Here is a 21,108-nt window from a genome sequence, read left to right as displayed (position 1 = left end):
ATTTCAGTATCAGTACTGATGAGCTGTCGCGTGGTTACCAAAACCGATCTGGGTCACGTTGACAGTCGAGTTGGAAGCAGTCTGGTCTACGAGTGCACCGTTAAAGCCGCCGGACTGGCTAACGTTCATGACGGATTTTTTACTGTTCCACTGATCAAGTGTCGCACTGTTGCCAAAACCTTTCTGGGACAGGTTGATTTTACTATCATCAGAACCCTGACCAACGTCAGCGCCGTTACCGCCACCTTTCTGGCTAATATTCAGGACAGAATTTCTGGCGTCTGTCTGCAGAGCTACCGCTGAGTTACCGCCACCGTCCTGATAAATATTCAGGGTGGAATTTGGGCCACTGTATCCGCCATGACCATGTCCATGACCCCAGCCGCCCTGATTAATAGAACCCGCCATAGCACTACCAGAAACTACGATTGCTGCAAGCGCTGCCACTTTGAGAAATTTCATGGTAAACCCCCATCGGATTGATTAAAGTCGTCGCCAACGCGCTAATGTTGAATAACGTTAATCGCCATTTGCGACTGTTTCTGCACTACAACTGCGGTTTTCTGCGTACCGTACTGCGTAATATTTGCTCTATTACCCGACCCTTTCTGGATAATTTTCGCGCTATTACCATATCCATCTTGCGTAATACCTGCATCATTCGCGTTACCGCTCTGATCGATCCAGGCAATATTGTAACCCCCTGATTGATCAACTCTCGCTCTGTTACCTACCCCATCCTGGGATACAATGGATAAGAGTCTTGAACCTTCCTGGCTAACCTCAGCGTTATTGAAAACGCCCCGTTGACCAATAATGGCTGCCTGATTTAGTGATGAAAGACTTAATTCGTTAACCGCAAAGTTATATTCAGAATTTGCCAAATCTGAATTCGCTGCGGTTACAAATCCAGGCGCACCCAGTAATGTAAACATCATAATTAACGATGCGTTTTTCATGTTGTCACCCTGGACCTGGCTATTTAATCGTGCCATAACCCTTTAACAATGTTACTTGTTAAAACGACTCGTATTGTGTTAACGCGTCGTTACGGTGAAGAGTATGTCCGCTGAAACATTTTAAATATCTCACCCACGCGGCTTATTTTTATTTATCGGCTCACCACAAAGTCGTAATTTACCTCAAAAATCACTTTAATCAGGCCAGCTTATATTTTTTATTAAAGGTGTATTACGGAAGGGTTGTACAACGACACGAAGGCTGTCCACGCTTCCTCCCGGGTTGTTTAAACGTAACGGCAGGAGAACATTTTTCTCAACGCGTGACACGAAGCCTCTTTTCTTAAGCCAGACAGTCACTCATTCGTGGGCTTAGAAATTATCTGAAACTCATACTTAATTATCGCTTTACAAAAATAAAAAATAATATTAAAAATCAATCCATTAAAAATATTTGTATGATTTTTAAAATCTGTGCACCTCTATTTATGTGTACAACTTTCTCATCAATTATTGCCATTACAAACAACCGAATTTCACAAATTAATATTGATTTTTACATCTCGTTACATGTTTAACACTTGCTTTAAACTTCGTAAAAGCTAGATTGAAATTAGATGTACGAAATTGGTTTTATATTTACCTCCCTGTGGAGGTTATGGTCTGATTCTACACACAGCAGTGCAACATCTGTCAGTACTTCTGGTGTCCTCTTTTAAACAGGAGGACAGCTGCCAGGTGCCAAAAAAAAGTGGGGTTTCATCATGTATAATGAAGTCCATAGTTTACATGGTCATACATTACTGTTGATCACAAAACCTTCTTTGCAAGCGACAGCTTTATTACAACATTTAAAGCAATCATTATCACTGAACGGGAAATTGCATAATATTCAACGTTCTTTTGATGATATTGCACCTGGCAGCATCATTCTTTTCGATATGATGGAAGCTGATAAAAAGCTTATCCATTACTGGCAAGATATTTTAAGCAGGAAAAACAATAATATCCGCGTGCTATTGTTGAATACGCCTGATGAATATCCTTTCAGAGATATTGAAAGCTGGCCGCATATCAATGGCGTGTTCTACGTCACGGAAGAAGAAGACCGGGTGGTAGAGGGGTTGCAAGGTATATTGCGTGGAGAGTGTTATTTTTCGCAAAAGCTTGCCAGCTATCTCATCACGCACTCCGGAAATTATCGCTATAACAGCTCAGAGTCAGCCCTGCTCACGCACCGTGAGAAAGAGATCCTGAACAAGTTACGCATTGGTGCTTCAAATATTGAAATCGCCCGTTCGTTATTTATCAGCGAAAATACGGTTAAGACGCACCTTTATAATCTTTTCAAGAAGATAGCTGTGAAAAACCGAACTCAGGCTGTTTCGTGGGCAAACGATAACCTCAGGCGTTAATCACATGAAGCGCACGTTGAGTTGGATCGCCGCAGCGAGTTTCCTGCTCGCTGCCGGGAATCTGAGGGCCGTCGAGGTCGAAGTTCCCGGATTGTTAACAGACCACACTGTCTCATCGGTCGGGCACACTTTTTACCGTGCCTTCAGTGACAAATGGGACAGTACCTACACGGGTAATATAACAATCAACGAGCGGCCCAGTGCACGATGGGGAAGTTGGATAACAATAACGGCTAATCAGAACGTTATTTATCAAACGTTTTTATTCCCGACCAAAATAGACTTCGATAAAAACGTCGTCTTAGCACTGGAACAATCAGAAGACGCTATTAATCGCCTGCAAATAGATAAAGCCCTATTAAGCACCAGCGATTTAGCAAAAGACGAGTTCTAGCGAACCGATATGCGGAGGCTGTCATGCGTATTGCATATGCAGTTGTTTCTATAATGCTGATAACACCCATCAGCTGGGCCGGAAACATGACGTTTCAGTTCCGTAACCCTAACTTTGGCGGTAACCCTAATAACGGCGCGTTCCTGCTGAACGAAGCCCAGGCGCAAAACTCCTATAAGGATCCGAGCTTAAAGGATTTTAGCATTGATACCCCGTCCGCACTGGACAACTTCACGCAGGCCATCCAGTCGCAGATTTTAGGTGGGTTATTGACCAACATTAATACCGGTAAACCCGGCCGGATGGTGACCAACGACTTTATCGTTGATATCGCCAACACGGACGGACAGCTTCAGTTGAACGTAACCGATCGTAAAACCGGAAGAATCTCCACCATTCAGGTTTCCGGTCTACAAAGTAATTCAACTGACTTTTAAACAATAGCTAAATAAGGACAACGATCATGCAGCGCTTCCTGATATTTGTTGCAGTGTGCTTATTGAGCGGTTGTTTAACTGCTCCACCTAAAGAAGCTGCAAAACCTACATTAATGCCTCGGGCTCAGAGTTATCGTGATTTAACGCATTTACCTGCTCCAACGGGGAAAATATTTGTCTCCGTATACAACATTCAGGATGAAACCGGGCAATTTAAACCTTACCCGGCAAGTAACTTCTCCACGGCCGTGCCGCAAAGCGCCACCGCGATGCTGGTTACCGCGCTCAAGGATTCGCACTGGTTTATTCCGCTGGAACGTCAGGGTCTCCAGAACCTGTTGAATGAACGGAAAATCATTCGCGCCGCACAGGAAAATGGTACCGTCGCGGCCAATAACCGAACGCCTCTGGAATCTCTGGCAGCAGCGAACGTGATGATTGAAGGATCGATTATTGGCTACGAAAGTAACGTTAAATCAGGTGGTGCGGGAGCACGTTACTTCGGTATCGGTGCGGATACCCAGTATCAGCTCGACCAAATCGCCGTTAACCTGCGTGTGGTTAACGTCAGTACAGGCGAAGTGCTCTCTTCAGTGAACACCAGCAAAACCATTCTGTCTTATGAAGTTCAGGCTGGGGTATTCCGCTTCATCGATTACCAGCGTTTACTGGAAGGTGAAATCGGCTACACCTCTAACGAACCGGTCATGATGTGTCTGATGTCAGCCATTGAAACCGGCGTGATCTACTTAATCAACGACGGTATAGACCGCGGGCTGTGGGATCTGCAAAACAAAGCAGACGTGCAGAACCCGATTCTGGTGAAATACCGCGATATGTCAGTCCCTCCAGAATCCTGACAGGAAGCGCATAAAAAAGGCGAGATGATTATCTCGCCTTTTTTTATTCGCTCACCGCCGTGATGTTTTGCGCTTTTTCCCGCCGCGACGCCAGCCATAGACCGCTGTTTTTCATGGCATAGCCAAACAGCAATCCCAGCGCCAGGGAGGGAACCACCAGCTTCCAGTCCCCCTGCCCTGCAAAGGTCGCGCACGCCCCCATAAAGGTCCCCGGCACAAATGAAAGCAGCAGATGCTTAGCCTGGATGCACATTAAAAAGGCAACGACACCCGTCATGACGTACCCCTGCATCTCCAAATGCGGTGCCAGCGCGCTGCCCTTCATGATCACCAGCGCCCAGATAACACCGCTCATCAGCGTGCAGCCAGAGATAAAGAGCCCTTTGACGCCCCCCTGCGGACAGGCGAAATAGGCGGTACAGCCGAGGAACCCGGCCCAGCTGAGCAATCCGAGAGACACGGCCACCCATCCCCAGAGCCCGGAGAGAATACCTGTCGTTATTGCGATACAAAGTAATATGTTCATGGCGCGCATCTTAGCAGAAGCGCACCATAGAAATGAGATCAGCAGCACATTACATGCAATTTGGAATGTTGAGTTGCAGAATTTATGTGATCTTAATCACTCTTCGTTTTCTTCTTCCAGCTCATCCCACATCGCCGCGATAGCGTCGCGGGTCAGCGGAGCCAGCGTTCTCCAGAATGGCGAGGTGGCATGCGCTTCGACTTTACCCAGGAATGTCCCGACCCACGGCAGCAGGTACGTTTCGAACAGGGTTTCAATGGCTTCGTTCTCATCATCACCAGCGTTGTCTTCGATCCAGGACGCCGCCAGCAGCAGCGTACCGATATGATCGGCCGGCGTATCGCTCAGCGGCATACCGCGCGTGGAGAGGAACGCGCGGACTTCCGCTTCCGTTGCCCCTTCCTGCCAGGCTGAACGGTATGGCGAAACGCGGCACTCATCGCCGACGAACAGCGCATTGTAGTCCGTCGCGATCTGCTGCATGTCGCAGCTTTTTTGCAGACGTTCCAGTAAATCATCCTGTTCCAGCGGCCAGTTCTGCGCCAGTTTGCCTTCACGAATTAACGTAAAGAGCGGAACCAACAGCGGGTCTTGCGGCTGACGATAATAGAGCGTACCCAGCACGCGGCAGAGGATGGAAAACTCGTTCATTTTTATGATTCCATTACACAATTAAAGATCGGCAAATTCGGCAATCGGCTCCATTCCGCGCGACTCGAGGAAATCGAGCATGCGGCGTGGGGTCACGTTCAGGATTTGCGCTTCCGGGAAGTTAACATCATTCAGCACTTTCAGGCACTCGCTGAAATCACCCAGCGTAAACGCGGTATGAGAGTCTGATCCCAGCGCCACCATGCCACCCGCGTCACGCACGGCGGCCGCCACGTCGCGACAGTTGGCTTCGCTGCCCTTACGCGAGTGAACAAAGGAGGAGTTATTAATCTCCAGCGCCACGCGGTGCTTCGCTGCCGCCTGCGCGACAGCCTGAATATCAATCGGATACTTCGGGTTCCCGGGGTGGCTGATAATGTGCACATTGCCGCTGGCAATGGTAGCAATCATCGCCGCGGTGTTGGTGTCTTTATCCTGGGGAGGGAAAACCGGCTCATGGAAACCGGCGAGGATAAGGTCAAGAGACGTCAGCATCGGGCCGGTGCAGTCGATCTCACCGTCGGTATTTTTGATGTTCGCCTCAATGCCGCGCAGTATCCCAATACCGTCCACCAGACGTGGCCAGATCCGCATATTCACAAAATGCCAGTAGTGCGGCGCATCCGCCATGTCCGGGCCATGATCGGTGATCGCGAACAGCTTGATGCCTTTAAGCTTCGCCTGGGCGATATAATCATGGAGGTTGCTATACGCGTGGGTGCTGGCGACGGTGTGCATATGCAGGTCAACGGGATACATCTCTTTCTCCTCTGCGGTTTTTCCAAAGGATAGCAGTTATCAGCGGCGAATATTAGCAAAAACCCGGCGAACGCCGGGTTTCTCTCAGTAGCCGCGCTGTCTGTCGACCTGTCCGGTGACCGCGTTACCCTTTTCCATTTCGCTGATGGTATGGGATATATACGCCACCGCTTCTGCCGGACGCGTCACGGCAGCCACGTGCGGGGTCATCGCGACGCGTGGATGCGACCACAGCGGGCTTTCCGCGGGCAGCGGCTCACGGCTATAGACATCCAGCATGGCGCCTTTGAGCTTTCCGCTGTCCAGCGCCTTCAGCAGATCGCCTTCCACGACATGGACCCCGCGCGCAAGGTTCATCAGGTAGCTCTGGTCGAGGAGCTGATTGAGCAGGGCTTCATTGATGATACCTACCGTTTCCGCCGTGTTTGGCAGCAGGTTAATAAGCACGCGTGTCCCTTTCAGGAATGCAGGAAGCTCATCCGTTCCGGCAAAACTCTCAACGCCCGGATAATCCTTGCGGCTGCGGCTCCAGCAGCGCAGCGGGAATCCCCACGGGGCAAGCGCTTCGGCCACTTTTGAGCCCAGCACGCCCGCACCGAGGATGCCGATCGTAAAGTCTTCGCGACGGTAATCCGGAAGCGGTTCCCAGTGGGCCTGCTGTTTAAATAGCTGATAGTCATCGAAGCGACGGAACCAGTGCAGCACCTGGCTCACGGCATACTCCTGCATCTGCTGGCCCATTCCGGTATCTTCCAGGCGGAAAAGGGGGACGTCTTCCGGCAGCATTTCAGGATGTGCCTTCAGTTTGCTCAGAATGGAATCCACGCCGGCTCCCAGGGCAAAAACGGCCTTCAGCTTGCGGCCCTGGAGCATTTCTACCGGAGGATGCCAGACCAGCGCATAGTCAGCATGTTCATTATCGCCACGCTTCCACTCGCGAACGCGTGCGCCGGGTAACGCCGCCGAAAGCGCCTTGATCCAGTATGCCGTATCAAACGTGGGGTGATAGAAAAGTATATCCATAGTCATTCCTGCCTTTTATTGCGCTGATTTATTTTGCTTTTTCACTGGATTGTCAGCATAACAAATTTATAGCGCGACTGTGCTGCTGATAAAAAAGACGCTTTCAGCACATTTAAGAATCATGTTGCCTGAAGTTTGTCTAAACGCGCTAAATTACTGAAAAAGTGAGTTGACGGCAGTTCGGCTTTTCCTTACATTAGCGCCCGTCCCTGCAACAACGGGATGACAATATGGTGAGGTGTCCGAGTGGCTGAAGGAGCACGCCTGGAAAGTGTGTATACGGCAACGTATCGGGGGTTCGAATCCCCCCCTCACCGCCATATTCAAGATGAGAGCTCGTACGAAAGTACGGGCTTTTTTCTTTTATATTCTCCGAAAAGGGGGGGATGAGAACCCCCGACCGGGGTTCGACAACTGGCGGCAGCCAGTTGGACAGACTGAGAGCGCAGCGAACAGGCTGCCCGCAGGGCGAGCGAAGCGAGTCAATCCCCCCCTCACCGCCATATTTAAGATGAGAGCTCGTACGAAAGTACGGGCTTTTTTCTTTTATATTCTCCGAAAAGGGGGGATGAGAATCCCCGACCGGGGTTCGACAACTGGCGACAGCCAGTTGGACAGACTGAGAGCGCAGCGAACAGGCTGCCCGCAGGGCGAGCGAAGCGAGTCAATCCCCCCCGGTGCTATATGCAGCTCGGTGCGGCCTGAGCCCCTCACCCTGCCCCTCTCCCCAAGGGAGAGGGAAGTATTATTCTTCCACCATCTTTGCATACTCTTCGGTCAGAAAATCCACCAGCGTCCTGACGGACGGCAGCAGGCCGCGCCGCGAAGGATAAACCGCGTGAATCACTTCCCGTCGGGGTTCCCACGCATCCAGCACCCGTACCAGTTCCCCTGACGCCAGCTGGTCCTTGACCATCAAAATCGGCAGCTGCACCACGCCGATGCCTGCCATGGCAGCTTCACGTAGCGCCAGCATATCGGTGGTAATCAATCGGGGGTGGTAATGGATCTCCGCTTTGGCACCTCCGGGACCGGACAGCGCCCATTTATGAATATGTTTCCCCTCGTTCATGCTTAACCCGGGCCAGGCACTGAGTTCAGATGGCACAACGGGTTCGCCCATGCGTTGAATTAAGGCCGGCCCCGCGACCAGACAATGTCCCCTGTCAGCCAGCACCCTTAATACCAGGTCGCTGTCATCAAACGGACGCGGGCGTACGCGGATAGCGATATCAACCCCCTCACCCACCAAGTCTACCCGCCGGTTGGTCGCCTCAAGCTGAAGATTGATCCCGGGGTAGCGCGCCATAAATCTGGCCAGCATCGGACCCACGTGGACATGCAAAAGAGTTATCGGGCACGTAATTCTGACAACACCGCGCGGTTCAGCCTGCAGTGCCGCAACGGCTTCCTCCGCGGCCTCGGCCTCCACCATCATCGCTTTACAGTGCTGGTAGAAAGTTTGCCCGACCTCGGTCACCGTAAACTGTCGGGTTGTTCGGTGGATAAGCCGCACGCCAAGGCGTTCTTCCAGCTGCGCTATCCGGCGGCTTAGCCTGGACTTTGGCAGATCAAGCGCCCTTCCCGCCGCGGCAAAGCCACCGTAGTCCACCACCTTCACAAACCAGACGAAGTCATTGAGATCCTGCATAAATCCTCATCGTTCCATTTTCAGAACAGTGAATGCCATTTTCACTATCTACCGGGATATTAACTCTGAATATAAGCTAATTACATCAACAGAACATCAGGAGTTAATCATGAAAAACGTAACAGGCGTTTATACCGCTCCCCGCCAGCACTGGGTTGGCGATGGTTTCCCGGTCCGCTCAATGTTCTCTTATCAGACGCACGGCGAGCCGCTAAGCCCGTTCCTGCTGCTGGACTACGCGGGCCCGTACACCTTTCCGGCAGATGGGGCGAAACGCGGCGTAGGCCAACACCCTCACCGGGGTTTTGAAACGGTCACCATCGTCTATTCCGGTGAAGTGGAGCATCGCGACTCTACGGGCAAAGGCGGCGTCATTGGCCCCGGCGACGTGCAGTGGATGACGGCAGGTGCAGGCATTTTGCACGAGGAGTTCCACTCCAGCGCGTTCTCGCAGAAAGGCGGAGAACTAAAAATGATGCAGCTTTGGGTCAACCTGCCGGCCAAAGACAAGATGGCGGCACCGGGCTACCAGAGCATTACGAAGGATGCGATCCCGGTTGTGACGCTACCGGACAACAGCGGTTCGCTGCGGGTCATTGCCGGTCGCTACGAGGCTGTAACCGGCCCGGCGCACACCTTCTCACCGCTCAACGTCTGGGATATTGCGCTGAACCAGGGAAGCCACCTGACGCTCAATCAGCCCGAAGGCTGGAGCACCGCGCTGGTCGTGCTTGAAGGCAACATCACGGTGAACGGCACAACGAAGGCGGGTGAAGCTCAGCTGGTCGTATTGAGTCAGGAAGGCGACAAACTGTACCTGGAGGCGAACAGCGATGCCAAAGTGCTGCTGATGGCCGGCGAGCCGCTGAATGAACCCATCGTGGGCTATGGCCCGTTTGTGATGAACAGTAAAAGCGAAATCAACGAAGCCATTCGTGATTTTAACTCCGGCCGCTTCGGCCAGATCTGAACGTAATAAAGGAGAAGATAATGTCTACACCTGCAAATTTTAATGGCGCACGTCCGGTTATTGATGTGAACGATGCGGTGATGTTGCTTATCGATCACCAGAGCGGTCTGTTCCAGACCGTTGGGGATATGCCAATGCCGGAACTGCGCGCCCGTGCGGCTGCGCTGGCAAAAATCGCTACCCTGGCGAAGATCCCGGTGATCACCACCGCGTCCGTCCCACAGGGACCGAACGGACCGCTTATCCCGGAGATCCACGCCAACGCGCCGCATGCGCTGTATGTTGCCCGTAAAGGCGAGATCAACGCCTGGGATAACCCGGAGTTTGTAGCGGCGGTGAAAGCGACAGGGCGTAAGACGTTGATTATCGCGGGCACAATCACCAGCGTCTGCATGGCTTTCCCGTCAATCAGCGCGGTGGCGGACGGCTATAAAGTGTTTGCGGTGATTGATGCCTCCGGTACCTACAGCAAAATGGCGCAGGAGATCACCCTGGCGCGCGTGGTGCAGGCCGGCGTGGTCCCGATGGATACGGCAGCGGTGGCCTCCGAGATCCAGAGAACCTGGAACCGTGAGGACGCGGCTGAGTGGGCTGAGGTATATACCCACATCTTCCCGGCTTACCGGCTGTTGATCGAAAGCTACGGCAAAGCACAGGAAGTGGTTAAAAACAGCGAAGTGCTCGATTCACAGCGTTAATCCCCTGCCCCACGACGTAAAAACCGTGGAGCTGATTAATGCTTAACCGAACAGGCACTAAAGCTGAAAATCTGCTTGACCGTGTTAGCGCAACTCCCTATAGTAGCGCCCCGTTGCCCCCCAAGCGGTCAGGCAGCAAAACAATATGGTGAGGTGTCCGAGTGGCTGAAGGAGCACGCCTGGAAAGTGTGTATACGGCAACGTATCGGGGGTTCGAATCCCCCCCTCACCGCCATATTTAAGATGAGAGCTCGTACGAAAGTACGGGCTTTTTTCTTTTGTATTCTCCGAAAGGGGGGGGATGAGAACCCCCGACTGGGGTTCGACAACTGGCGACAGCCAGTTGGACAGACTGAGAGCGCAGCGAACAGGCTGCCCGCAGGGCGAGCGAAGCGAGTCAATCCCCCCCTCACCGCCATATTTAAGATAAGAGCTCGTACGAAAGTACGGGCTTTTTTCTTTTATATTCTCCGAAAAGAGGGGATGAGAACCCCCGACCGGGGTTCGACAACTGGCGACAGCCAGTTGGACAGACTGAGAGCGCAGCGAACAGGCTGCCCGCAGGGCGAGCGAAGCGAGTCAATCCCCCCCGGTGCGGACTCAGCCGCCTTAGCGTCAAAAAAAGCCCGCACTAAAGTACGGGCCCGTCTCAAACCGCTACTCAGCTATTCAACTTTGCTGCCGGCTGCTTTCTTTCAAGCGATGAAACCTGTTCGGGCTGAACACCATCCTCATCCTTACGCCCATCAAGCCAGTAATCCGCATTTTTAATTCCCAGCCGAACCGGGTCAAACTGCGGATCCAGCCCCTGCGCATTCTGGATTTCATAATCCTTAAGGCTGGCAAACGCTTTTTTATGCAACAGAACAATGGCAATAATGTTGAGCCACGCCATCAGCCCTACCCCGATATCCCCCAGTCCCCATGCCAGATCCGCGGTGCGAACCGTGCCATATACCGTGGAGGCCATCAGACATAGCTTGAGCAGGAATGTCAGCCACGGACGGTGAATTTTACGGTTAATGAAGGCGATATTAGTTTCGGCAATATAGTAGTAGGCAATAATCGTCGTGAAGGCAAAGAAGAACAGCGCTATGGCAACAAAGTAATTACCAAAGCCTGGCATCATACTTTCCATCGCCGTCTGCACATAGCCAGGACCCGCGGCCACGCCTGCAATCCCGGTATAAAGCGCTGCGCCGTCGACGCCCTGGACGTTATACAGCCCGGTGATCAGCAGCATAAACCCGGTCGCGGAGCAGACAAACAGCGTGTCGATGTAGACCGAGAATGCCTGAACCAGCCCCTGCTTCACAGGGTGGCTCACCGCCGCCGCCGATGACGCGTGCGGCCCGGTCCCCTGCGCGGCCTCGTTGGAATAGACGCCGCGCTTAACGCCCCACATGATGGCCTGACCCAGGATGGCACCGAAACCTGCTTCAAGGCCGAACGCACTTTTCCAGATCAGCAGAATAACCGAAGGGAGCTGGTTAATATTAATAGCGATAATCACGCAGGCGACAATAATATACCCCAGCGCCATAAATGGAACGACCATGCTGCTAAAGCTGGCGATCCTTTTCACACCGCCGAAAATAATAAAACTTAATAGCACCGCAAGTAATGCCGCCGTAACGTTCGGACTCAAACCAAAAGCAATATCCAGGCTCGCCCCAATCGAGTTTGCCTGCACGCCAGGAAGTAATAATCCGCAGGAGAAAATAGTCACAATAGCAAATAACCATGCGTACCACTTAACGCCTAAACCTTTCTCAATATAAAAGGCAGGACCGCCGCGATATTCACCGTTAATTTTTTCTTTATAAACTTGTCCCAGGGTGGATTCGACAAATGCGGAGCTGGCACCTAAAAAAGCGACTATCCACATCCAGAAAAGCGCGCCCGGACCGCCAAAGGTAATTGCCGTGGCTACACCGGCGATATTCCCTGTCCCCACGCGGCCTGCCAGCGTCATCGTCAGCGCCTGAAACGACGATACGCCTGCATCGGTAGGACGCCCCTGGAACATCAGGGTAATCATATGTTTGATATGGCGTAATTGCAGGAAGCGACTACGAAGCGAGAAATAGAGGCCGACACCCAGACATAAAAATATTAACGCAGGGCTCCAGATTATACCATTAATAGCACCAACCAGTTCGTTCATGTATGACCCTCAGCGTGATGTTTCAGGGAAAAGGCTCCCCTGTTGTGTTTCTTCTTAGAATTTTTTTCAAACAAGTACGAAACATAGATAACTCATCTGAAGACACCAACTTAATTTTTACTTCGTAGTAATGTTCTGTGACAACATTCACGTTTAATTTTTAACTAACAATTAGCGCGCTCATTATATTCACAGGTATTTTGTGGGTATTATCACTTCATATCACACTTCTGCAAAAAAGAATAAAAACGCCCACCCGCTTAATAATCGAAATTATTAATTCAGCAACTCGGTGTTTAAATAATGGGGGTTTCTGTGGAGTATAAACGACGCTTCCCGGCATTACGCCGGGAAGACATTACAGGAAAGAGGTAAAGCGATAATGCTTTACCTTTAGTCGGAATAGACCTGCAGCGTGCGCTGACAGAGCGCTGAACGCACGCAGTCCTCTTTGGTGAAGCGTACCACCCCAATCATCTCATCTTCCTCAAAACGTGACATGGCGTCGCTCAGCCCGGATTTCACGCCGGATGGCAGGTCACACTGGGTAATATCGCCGTTAACGATAACCGTCACGTTCTCCCCGAGGCGCGTTAAAAACATCTTCATTTGCGCAGCGGTCACGTTCTGAGCCTCGTCAAGAATGACGACCGCATTTTCAAATGTACGTCCGCGCATATAGGCGAACGGCGCGATTTCCACCTTGCCAATCTCTGGTCGCAGGCAGTACTGCATAAAGGATGCGCCCAGTCGCTTCACCAGCACGTCATAGACGGGCCTGAAGTACGGAGCAAACTTCTCCGAAATATCTCCGGGCAGGAAGCCGAGATCTTCATCAGCCTGCAGTACAGGACGGGTAACAATAATGCGCTCCACGTCCTTATGAATTAGCGCCTCCGCCGCTTTGGCTGCACTGATCCAGGTTTTCCCGCATCCGGCTTCACCGGTTGCAAAGATGAGCTGTTTACTCTCGATAGCATTCAGGTAGTGCGCCTGAGCCTCATTGCGCGCCACAATTGGAGAATTATCACGGCTGTCTCGGGCCATGCCAATTGCTTCTACGCCACTCATCTGCACAAGCGAGGTGACCGATTCTTCTTCACGCTGTTTATGGCTACGTGAATCCCGTCTCAGCACACGTTTTGCTTCGCGACGAGCTTTGATCACTGCTTTTTGTCTTCCCATGGATAGCACCTTGAGTTGTTGGTATTCATCACACGCGCCAGCTTCGGCACGATTATGCGCACGAACATCAGAGGGTTGGCTTCCTTGTAAGCCATTGCTTGCTTTATCGGATAACGATACGGAACAGCTACGCGCACCGTTCTGCACGTCGGTCGAATCAGATTCTTGAGGAAGGGGGAGAATTTAGTGGTGAGGAAATCGCTGCCGGAGTCTGAGCCTCCGCGCCGGGTGCTGCGGTTGTTATGTTTACCTTGTCCAGTACAGGACGCAACCATTCGCGATCTCCATAGTGATTCAGCATCACTGCCGGGAACTACCGCTGTCTTATCTTAAGTACATCAGGAGTTATCATAAATGCAACATTTATTTTACCTGAATGCAACTTTTAAGACTGCTCCTGCAGCGGAATCAGTCTCATATATGAATATTACAGAAATATAACAACAAGATAGTCATATGAAAAAATAATGTCCCCGCGAACGGTTGCGGGGACAATTATCAGGCTTCAATAAGACCTTGAGCGAGGTACGCGTTGCTGTCGCGCACGCCCGGCAGGGCAAAGAAATAGCCGCCGCCGATAGGCTTAATGTACTCTTCCAGCGCTTCGCCGTTGAGCCGCTTCTGCACGGTCAGGAAACCTTTCTCCAGATCGTGCTGATAGCAGACGAACAGCAGCCCCATATCAAGCTGGCCGGAGTTGGTCACGCCCAGCGAATAGCTGTAGCCCCGACGCATCATCAGGCTGGACTGCGTCTCTTTGGTACGCGGATTGGCCAGACGAATGTGGCTGTCCAGCGCGATGGTATCGCCATTGGGATCGCTGGCGTAGTCAGGCACGTCGTGCTCGTTCTTCATGCCGAGCGGTGCCCCGCTTTGCTTATCCCGACCAAAGATCGTCTGCTGCTCTTTCAGCGGCGTGCGGTCCCAGAACTCCACGTGGAACTGAATAATGCGCACCGCCTGGTAGCTGCCGCCCACCGCCCACGCCGGTTCGCCCTGATCTGCCGTCACCCATACCACGTCTTTCATCAACGCCGTATCGCTACTGTCCGGGTTGGCCGTACCGTCCTTAAAGCCCAGCAGGTTAACCGGCGTCTCTTTCCCTTTGCTGCGGGCGGCGTGGTCCGAGATAAAACCTTCCCGCTTCCAGCGCACGCTCAGCAGATCCGGCGTGTGCTTGATAATATCGCGCAGGGCGTGGATCACCGTGTCCTGGGTATTGGCACAAATTTGCAGGAGCAGGTCGCCGTGGCACAGCGCCGCGTCGAGGGAGTCATTCGGGAAACGCGTCATTTTCTGCAGCGCTTTCGGCTTCTGTTTTGCCAGCCCGTAGCGCGCGTCAAACAGAGACTCCCCGAGCGAAACGGTAATGGTCAGGTTATCCGGGGCGATAAATGGCCCCAGAATACCGGAGTCCATTGGCGGCAGACGCGGGTTCGGCGTATCGGGCGCCGGTCCGCCCGCGGTAAGAAACGCGATGCGCGTCGTCAGCAGGCGGAACAGGCGCTCCAGATCGGCTTTATCACTTGCCAGCGAATCAAAGGCCACCAGCATCATGGACGCCTGCTGCGGCGTCAGGATGCCCGACTGATGCTCGCCATAAAACGGCTGCGTCTCCATGCGGGCATTGGGTGACAGCGTGCCGGGCGCGCTTTGCGGTTTTGCCGCATGCGCTACCGGACAGCCACCGGCCAGGGCAAGCGCGCCGCCCAGCGCCCCTACCCCTTTTAACAATCGACGACGCGAAGGCTCAACCACGTCGTTCTCGTTATGCTTATTCATCGTGCTTAGTCCAGACCCAGTACGCCACGCAGCAGAGAGAGATCTTCCGCCAGGGCGGTAATCGGGCCTTTCAGCGCGTTACGGTCGGCATCGGTCAGCTTGTCGTAGGATTCAAACCCGTCTTTAGTCCGGTACTTCGCCAGAATGGTGTCAACTTTTTTGAAGTTGGCATCCACTTTGGCCAGCAGTTCGCCGTTCTCTTTCTGCAGCTGAGGACGCAGCAGGTTAACAATTTTCTGCGCGCCGTCGACGTTGGCCTGGAAGTCCCACAGATCGGTATGGCTGTAGCGATCTTCTTCACCGCTGATTTTACTCGCGGCCACTTCTTCAATCAGACCGGCCGCGCCGCCCACCACTTTTGACGGCGGGAAGGCCAGCTCGCTGATGCGCTTTTGCAGCTCCAGCACGTCGCCGTTCAGCTGCTCGGCGTATTTCTCCATCCCTTTGGTGGAGTTGTCGCCAAACAGGGCTTTCTCCAGACGGTGGAAACCGGTGAATTTCGGATCGGCGGCCTTCTGCTCGAAATCATCTTCGCGAGCATCAATGCTGCTATCAAGGTCAGAGAACAGCTCGGCAATCGGCTCGATACGCTCGTAGTGCTGACGGGTTGGCGCATAAAGGGATTTCGCTTTTGCGATGTCACCCGCTTTCACCGCATCGGTAAAGGCTTTGGTTGCCGTCACCAGGTCCGCCGTCTCTTTCGTGACGTAGGATTTATACGCGGTAATCGCGTCACCCAGGCTCAGCACCGCAGCGCCTTTCGCCGCATCGGCCGTCGCTTCACCTTTGACGATAAGCTTCCCTTTAGGGTTGGTCAGCAGACCACAGGTCATCTCATACTCGCCCGGCTGCAGGTTGGCGGTCATCTTCTGGCTGAAGCCAGGGGCGATGTTTTCGCGCTCCTCCACCACCAGAACCCCTTTCAGGATCTCCCACTCCAGCGCCTTCTGGCTGTGGTTCTGAATAATGAACTGGGTTTTGCCGCTGTTCACCGTGAGGGTCATCGGCTCACACTGCTTGTCATTAACGGTGACTTTAACCTGAGGTACATCCGCGCCCCAGGCGGAGAATGCAGAAGCGAACAGCGCGGCAATGCCTGCGCATAACGCACTACGACGGAACTGAATTGCCATGACTCTTCCCTTTAAAAGTATGTTGTAACTAAAACAAAAATTATGGCGTAACGCGCGACGCCTGCGAGCCGGTACGCGGCGGCATTGCGAAAAGCACCAGCGCCGGAACCAGATAAATAAAGTACATCGCCACTTCGCTGACGCTCGGTGTTTCCTGATAGCCGAAGATACCTTCGAGCAGGGTGCCGGTCAGAGAATGGGTGGAGAGAACGTTGCTGAGATCGAACGCCACGTCCTGGAAGTGGTTCCACAGGCCCGCCTCGTGGAAGGCGCGGATTGCGCCCGCCGCCAGCCCTGCCGCCACCAGCAGAATAAACAGGCTGGTCCACTTGAAGAAGGCGCCCAGATTGAGACGAATGCCGCCCCAGTAGAGCAGAAAGCCCAGCACAACGGCGGTTGCCAGCCCGAGCATCGCGCCAACCGGCGGCCAGATACCGACATCCTGCTGAAACGCCGCCAGCAGGAAGAAAACGGACTCCAGGCCTTCACGCGCGACGGCGAAAAAGACCATCATAATGAGCGCCCAGCCGTGGTTATTGCCCTTTTGCAGCGCGTTATCCACCGCCTGCTCCAGCTGCACCTTCACGTTGCGGGAGACTTTACGCATCCAGAACACCATCCAGGTAAGGATCACCACCGCAATTACGGCGACGATCCCCTCAAATAGTTCCTGCTCTTTCTGCGGGAACTCCCCGGTGGTTTCGTTGATGAGGATACCGAGGCCCAGACAGAGCGCCGCGGCAAGGAATACCCCGACCCACATGACGCCAATCCAGCGTCCGCGCTGGGTTCGCTTCAGATAACTGGCGATGAGGCTCACGATGAGGGCAGCTTCGAGCCCTTCACGTAACATAATGAGAAATGGAACAAACATGCCGACACCTTAAATGTTTATCGCGGTCAACTGATGCAAAGAAAGGTAAATTCTTGTGATAGTGATTATCATTACGGCGAAAAGAAACACAAGCGAAATGTGTGGTGTTTTGATGACGAGTTGTAAACGCAAAGCCTGTTAATAGTTGCCGACGTTACCGTTAAGTTTATAAGTTATAATAAAATTGCCCATTTACGGTTAACCAGCGCTGTGGCTAAATATCCTTCTCAAAAACCAACTGAAAATAAACCATGTTTAAGATTGTCCATTTCCTGCTGGCGCTGGTGATTATTCTTGCGCTCGCCTGGCTGGTGAGTTTCGACCGCCGAAAAATTCGCATTCGTTATGTTTTACAGCTTATTGTCATTGAGATTGCCCTGGCGTTCTTTTTCCTGCACGCCGAAAGCGGGTTATTCCTGATTAAATATGTTTCCGGCTTCTTTGAGTCGCTGCTGAAATTTGCTTCGGAAGGGACCAATTTCGTCTTTGGCGGAATGGGGGAAAAAGGGCTGGCGTTCATTTTCCTCGGCGTGCTTTGCCCAATTATTTTTATTTCCGCGCTGATTGGTATTCTTCAGCACTGGCGGATCCTGCCGATTTTTATTCGGGTAATCGGCACGCTGCTGTCAAAACTGAACGGTATGGGCAAGCTGGAATCCTTTAACGCGGTGAGTTCGCTGATCCTCGGCCAGTCGGAAAACTTCATTGCCTATAAGGGCGTGCTGGGCGATCTCTCCTCTCGTCGTCTCTTCACCATGGCGGCCACGGCAATGTCGACGGTCTCCCTGTCGATTGTCGGCGCCTATATGACCATGCTCGACGCCAAATTTGTCGTCGCGGCGCTGATTCTGAACATGTTCAGCACCTTTATTATTCTCTCCGTCATCAACCCGGCGCGCCCGGAAGCGGAGCCGGATATCAGGCTGGAAAAACTGCATGAATCGCAGAGCTTCTTCGAAATGCTCGGCGAGTATATTCTGGCCGGTTTTAAGGTGGCGATGATTATTCTGGCCATGCTGATCGGTTTTATCGCGCTTATTAGCGCCGTTAATGCCCTCTTCTCCAGCGTATTTGGCATGAGCTTCCAGCAGATCCTGGGCTATGTATTTTATCCCCTGGCGTGGCTGGTGGGTATTCCGCTGAGTGATGCCTTAAACGCGGGCAGTATTATGGCGACCAAGCTGGTGGCGAATGAATTTGTGGCGATGATTGAGCTGCAAAAAATCGCGCATCAGATGTCCCCGCGCGGGCTGGGCATTTTATCCGTCTTCCTTGTGTCCTTCGCGAACTTCGCGTCCATCGGCATTGTGGCGGGGGCGATTAAGGGCCTTAACGAGCAGCAGGGGAACGTGGTGTCGCGGTTTGGTCTGCGTCTGGTGTACGGCGCGACGCTGGTGAGCCTGCTGTCGGCGAGCTTTGCGGGGTTGGTGTTGTAAGTGTTTTTGCCCGGCGGCGCTTCGCTTGCACGGGCCTACGATACAGCAACGGCGGGATTTCCCGCCGTTTTTATTAGAACTGCACGCACACCGGCTGATCGACGCGCATCACCGACTCCTGCGCGAAGCGAGATTTATAAATCCCGCGTAACGCTTCGATGTTCTTCTCGCTCTGCGCATCTTTACCGTGGATCAGCATCAGCGCTTTGCTGGGTTCGCGCGCCACTTTCCCGTCGTTCCCCAGCCACTGCCCGCGCGCGTCAAACACCGTTAAGCCATCGCGGAAACGCGGCGTCACGTCCTGGTCAACAAACTGCTGCCACTCGTTGCTGGTGATCTGCGCCCCGGCAGGACGATTTAAGCCGAAATAGAGCGTGGTTTGCTGCATCTGATTATCCGCTTTGCAGGTCTCCACCGCCGCGTGTTGCGATGGCGCCGTGCAGCCAGCGAGCATCAATAATGCTGCTGCCATTACCCCTGTTTTGATTGTCATGCTTCGCTATCCTCATTGTTATAAGCACATGGATATCACAGGAAATTACGGATTTTGGCAAGAAAAAAGCCGGGTGCGCTTGCGCTCACCCGGCCTGCATTGTGCAGCGAGAATAATTATTCTGCCTGGAGCTTAGACGGCGGCGCAGTGTGGTAATGCGCGTCGGCTTCAGCAAAGCGTTTCTGCATGGAGGCAGACGGAGCTTTACCCAGCAGGCTGAACACCACGATGCCGATGCTGCCGAAGATGAAGCCCGGAATGATTTCGTACAGGCCCAGCCACGCGAATTGTTTCCAGACGATAACGGTCACCGCACCGATGATCATCCCCGCCAGCGCGCCGTTACGGGTCATACGTGACCACATGACGGAGAACAGCACTACCGGACCAAACGCCGCACCGAAGCCCGCCCACGCGTAGCTCACGAGGCCCAGCACGCGGTTTTCCGGGTTGGCCGCCAGCGCGATGGCAATCAGCGCCACCAGCAGCACCATAAAGCGCCCTACCCATACCAGCTCTTTCTGGCTCGCGTTTTTACGCAGGAAGGCTTTGTAGAGGTCTTCGGTGATCGCACTGGAGCAGACCAGCAGCTGGCAGCTCAGGGTAGACATCACCGCCGCCAGGATTGCGGAGAGCAGAATACCGGCAATCCACGGGTTAAACAGAATTTGCGCCAGCTCGATGAACACGCGCTCGGCGTTCTGGTTGACCGCGCCCGCCTGCGCCGGGTTGTTGTTGAAGTACGCGATGCCGAAGAAGCCGACCGCACACGCCCCCGCCAGGCACAGGATCATCCACGTCATGCTGATGCGACGGGCATGAACGATGGTGTGGTGAGAATCCGCCGCCATAAAGCGCGCCAGGATATGCGGCTGACCGAAGTAGCCCAGGCCCCAGCCCATCAGGGAGACGATGGCTACGAAGTTCAGCCCTTTCAGCATGTCGACGTTTTCGATGCTCTTCTGCTTGATCACTTCCAGCGATTCGCCAAAGCCGCCAACGGTGAAAATCACAATCACCGGGGTCAGGATCAGGGCGAAGATCATCAGGCTCGCCTGCACGGTGTCGGTCCAGCTTACCGCCAGGAATCCGCCCACGAAGGTATAGAGGATGGTCGCCGCAGCACCGGCCCACAGGGCGGTTTCGTAGCTCATGCCGAAGGTGCTTTCGAACAGACGCGCGCCGGCCACGATGCCGGAGGCACAGTAGATGGTGAAGAACAGCAGGATAACTACCGCAGAGATAATGCGCAGGATGCGGCTGTTATCTTCAAAACGTCCGGTGAAGTAATCCGGCAGCGTCAGGGCGTTGTTGTTGGCCTCGGTATGCACGCGCAGACGGCCTGCCACCAGCTTCCAGTTGATCCACGCGCCGACGGTCAGGCCGATGGCGATCCAGCTTTCAGAGATACCGGAGATAAAAATCGCGCCGGGCAGCCCCATCAGCAGCCAGCCGCTCATGTCGGAGGCGCCCGCAGAGAGTGCGGTCACCATTGGGCCTAAACTGCGTCCGCCCAGAATGTAGTCGTCAAAGTTCTTTGTAGAACGCCACGCCAAAAACCCTATCAGGATCATGCCAAAAATATAAACGAGAAATGTCACCAGCATCGGTGTGCTAATAGCCATTCAAATTCTCCAAAATGTCGAGCGACAACCATCCGGGCTGCCTTGTTATATGATCACCGGAACGAGGTGA

The 21,108-nt window shown here is 53.2% G+C and carries 22 protein-coding genes, 2 tRNA genes and 2 other RNA genes; 11 read left to right on the top strand and 15 right to left on the bottom strand.

Features of this window, described 5'->3' with window-relative positions; genetic code table 11:
* Positions 1-9: 9 nt before the first annotated feature.
* Positions 10-462 (bottom strand): curli major subunit CsgA, encoded by a 453-nt coding sequence (csgA, locus tag ACMGGX_RS17720; protein WP_023311110.1) that lies wholly within the window; start codon positions 460-462, stop codon positions 10-12.
* 41 nt (positions 463-503) lie between these two features.
* A complete protein-coding gene (gene csgB, locus ACMGGX_RS17715) occupies positions 504-959 on the bottom strand; it encodes a curli minor subunit CsgB (protein ID WP_023311109.1) in 456 nt (151 codons plus the stop codon).
* A gap of 764 nt (positions 960-1,723) precedes the next feature.
* Here csgB and csgD point away from each other — a divergent pair.
* The 4 genes from csgD to csgG are packed head-to-tail and all read left to right on the top strand — an operon-like array spanning position 1,724 to position 4,065.
* Entirely contained in the window at positions 1,724-2,374 is a 651-nt protein-coding gene (gene csgD, locus ACMGGX_RS17710; protein WP_021240790.1) for a biofilm master transcriptional regulator CsgD, read from the top strand.
* A gap of 4 nt (positions 2,375-2,378) precedes the next feature.
* Complete coding sequence (gene csgE / locus ACMGGX_RS17705; protein WP_023311107.1) at positions 2,379-2,768, top strand: curli production assembly/transport protein CsgE; 390 nt, start codon at positions 2,379-2,381, stop codon at positions 2,766-2,768.
* 23 nt (positions 2,769-2,791) lie between these two features.
* Positions 2,792-3,205 (top strand): curli production assembly/transport protein CsgF, encoded by a 414-nt coding sequence (csgF, locus tag ACMGGX_RS17700; RefSeq protein WP_023311106.1) that lies wholly within the window; start codon positions 2,792-2,794, stop codon positions 3,203-3,205.
* Positions 3,206-3,231: 26 nt separating this feature from the next.
* Positions 3,232-4,065: a curli production assembly/transport protein CsgG gene (gene csgG / locus ACMGGX_RS17695; protein WP_024908984.1), complete on the top strand. Its 834-nt coding sequence runs from the start codon at positions 3,232-3,234 to the stop codon at positions 4,063-4,065.
* A gap of 43 nt (positions 4,066-4,108) precedes the next feature.
* Here csgG and ACMGGX_RS17690 read toward each other — a convergent pair whose 3' ends face one another.
* The 4 genes from ACMGGX_RS17690 to ghrA form a co-directional block, all read right to left on the bottom strand.
* Entirely contained in the window at positions 4,109-4,591 is a 483-nt protein-coding gene (locus ACMGGX_RS17690; RefSeq protein ID WP_420298674.1) for a DUF1097 domain-containing protein, read from the bottom strand.
* A gap of 96 nt (positions 4,592-4,687) precedes the next feature.
* Positions 4,688-5,242 carry a TorD/DmsD family molecular chaperone gene (locus ACMGGX_RS17685; protein ID WP_029740002.1) on the bottom strand — a complete coding sequence of 185 codons (555 nt, stop codon included), beginning with the start codon at positions 5,240-5,242 and terminating at the stop codon, positions 4,688-4,690.
* A 21-nt stretch (positions 5,243-5,263) separates the two neighbouring features.
* Positions 5,264-6,001, bottom strand: a complete 738-nt coding sequence (locus ACMGGX_RS17680; protein WP_047174857.1) for a phosphatase — start codon at positions 5,999-6,001, stop codon at positions 5,264-5,266.
* A gap of 84 nt (positions 6,002-6,085) precedes the next feature.
* The gene (gene ghrA / locus ACMGGX_RS17675) at positions 6,086-7,024 is read right to left on the bottom strand and encodes a glyoxylate/hydroxypyruvate reductase GhrA (protein ID WP_063440399.1); all 939 of its coding nucleotides are present in this window, start codon (positions 7,022-7,024) and stop codon (positions 6,086-6,088) included.
* Positions 7,025-7,256: 232 nt separating this feature from the next.
* Between ghrA and ACMGGX_RS17670 the strand changes: the two genes are divergently transcribed.
* Both ACMGGX_RS17670 and ACMGGX_RS17665 read left to right on the top strand, forming a co-directional pair.
* A tRNA-Ser gene (locus ACMGGX_RS17670) sits at positions 7,257-7,344 on the top strand.
* A gap of 45 nt (positions 7,345-7,389) precedes the next feature.
* A non-coding RNA gene (locus tag ACMGGX_RS17665) (RtT sRNA) lies at positions 7,390-7,527 on the top strand.
* A gap of 242 nt (positions 7,528-7,769) precedes the next feature.
* On the opposite strand, the gene ACMGGX_RS17660 is transcribed toward ACMGGX_RS17665, so the two are convergent.
* Complete coding sequence (locus tag ACMGGX_RS17660; protein ID WP_063439161.1) at positions 7,770-8,675, bottom strand: LysR family transcriptional regulator; 906 nt, start codon at positions 8,673-8,675, stop codon at positions 7,770-7,772.
* Positions 8,676-8,784: 109 nt separating this feature from the next.
* Between ACMGGX_RS17660 and ACMGGX_RS17655 the strand changes: the two genes are divergently transcribed.
* The 4 genes from ACMGGX_RS17655 to ACMGGX_RS17640 all read left to right on the top strand — a co-directional run bounded on the left by ACMGGX_RS17655 (position 8,785) and on the right by ACMGGX_RS17640 (position 10,761).
* Positions 8,785-9,645 (top strand): pirin family protein, encoded by an 861-nt coding sequence (locus ACMGGX_RS17655; RefSeq protein WP_420298673.1) that lies wholly within the window; start codon positions 8,785-8,787, stop codon positions 9,643-9,645.
* A 20-nt stretch (positions 9,646-9,665) separates the two neighbouring features.
* Positions 9,666-10,343: an isochorismatase family protein gene (locus ACMGGX_RS17650; RefSeq protein WP_420298672.1), complete on the top strand. Its 678-nt coding sequence runs from the start codon at positions 9,666-9,668 to the stop codon at positions 10,341-10,343.
* A 147-nt stretch (positions 10,344-10,490) separates the two neighbouring features.
* Positions 10,491-10,578 (top strand) — tRNA-Ser (locus ACMGGX_RS17645).
* A gap of 45 nt (positions 10,579-10,623) precedes the next feature.
* A non-coding RNA gene (locus tag ACMGGX_RS17640) (RtT sRNA) lies at positions 10,624-10,761 on the top strand.
* A 243-nt stretch (positions 10,762-11,004) separates the two neighbouring features.
* On the opposite strand, the gene ACMGGX_RS17635 is transcribed toward ACMGGX_RS17640, so the two are convergent.
* The 6 genes from ACMGGX_RS17635 to efeU form a co-directional block, all read right to left on the bottom strand.
* Positions 11,005-12,510 carry an alanine/glycine:cation symporter family protein gene (locus tag ACMGGX_RS17635; protein ID WP_420298671.1) on the bottom strand — a complete coding sequence of 502 codons (1,506 nt, stop codon included), beginning with the start codon at positions 12,508-12,510 and terminating at the stop codon, positions 11,005-11,007.
* Positions 12,511-12,903: 393 nt separating this feature from the next.
* On the bottom strand, positions 12,904-13,695 hold the full coding sequence (phoH, locus tag ACMGGX_RS17630; protein WP_029740192.1) for a phosphate starvation-inducible protein PhoH: 792 nt from the start codon (positions 13,693-13,695) through the stop codon (positions 12,904-12,906).
* Complete coding sequence (locus tag ACMGGX_RS17625; protein ID WP_420298670.1) at positions 13,674-13,970, bottom strand: hypothetical protein; 297 nt, start codon at positions 13,968-13,970, stop codon at positions 13,674-13,676. Before ACMGGX_RS17625 ends, phoH begins: the two co-directional genes overlap by 22 nt.
* A 223-nt stretch (positions 13,971-14,193) precedes the next feature.
* Positions 14,194-15,477: an iron uptake transporter deferrochelatase/peroxidase subunit gene (gene efeB / locus ACMGGX_RS17620; protein WP_348560889.1), complete on the bottom strand. Its 1,284-nt coding sequence runs from the start codon at positions 15,475-15,477 to the stop codon at positions 14,194-14,196.
* A gap of 5 nt (positions 15,478-15,482) precedes the next feature.
* Positions 15,483-16,610 (bottom strand): iron uptake system protein EfeO, encoded by a 1,128-nt coding sequence (efeO, locus tag ACMGGX_RS17615; protein ID WP_348560888.1) that lies wholly within the window; start codon positions 16,608-16,610, stop codon positions 15,483-15,485.
* Between the two features lie 40 nt (positions 16,611-16,650).
* Positions 16,651-17,484 (bottom strand): iron uptake transporter permease EfeU, encoded by an 834-nt coding sequence (gene efeU, locus ACMGGX_RS17610; RefSeq protein WP_032658068.1) that lies wholly within the window; start codon positions 17,482-17,484, stop codon positions 16,651-16,653.
* Between the two features lie 251 nt (positions 17,485-17,735).
* On the opposite strand from efeU, the gene ACMGGX_RS17605 reads away from it, so the two are divergent.
* Positions 17,736-18,920, top strand: a complete 1,185-nt coding sequence (locus ACMGGX_RS17605; protein WP_054830147.1) for a NupC/NupG family nucleoside CNT transporter — start codon at positions 17,736-17,738, stop codon at positions 18,918-18,920.
* A gap of 73 nt (positions 18,921-18,993) precedes the next feature.
* Here the strand turns inward: ACMGGX_RS17605 and ACMGGX_RS17600 are convergent, their stop codons facing one another.
* A complete protein-coding gene (locus ACMGGX_RS17600; RefSeq protein WP_028019107.1) occupies positions 18,994-19,413 on the bottom strand; it encodes a DUF3574 domain-containing protein in 420 nt (139 codons plus the stop codon).
* A 116-nt stretch (positions 19,414-19,529) separates the two neighbouring features.
* The gene (putP, locus tag ACMGGX_RS17595; protein WP_023311090.1) at positions 19,530-21,038 is read right to left on the bottom strand and encodes a sodium/proline symporter PutP; all 1,509 of its coding nucleotides are present in this window, start codon (positions 21,036-21,038) and stop codon (positions 19,530-19,532) included.
* Between the last annotated feature and the right edge of the window lie 70 nt (positions 21,039-21,108).

The organism is Enterobacter sp. BNK-29, assembly GCF_048684785.1.
GTDB lineage: Bacteria > Pseudomonadota > Gammaproteobacteria > Enterobacterales > Enterobacteriaceae > Enterobacter > Enterobacter cloacae_M.
This window is presented reverse-complemented; position numbering and strand designations above follow the sequence as displayed.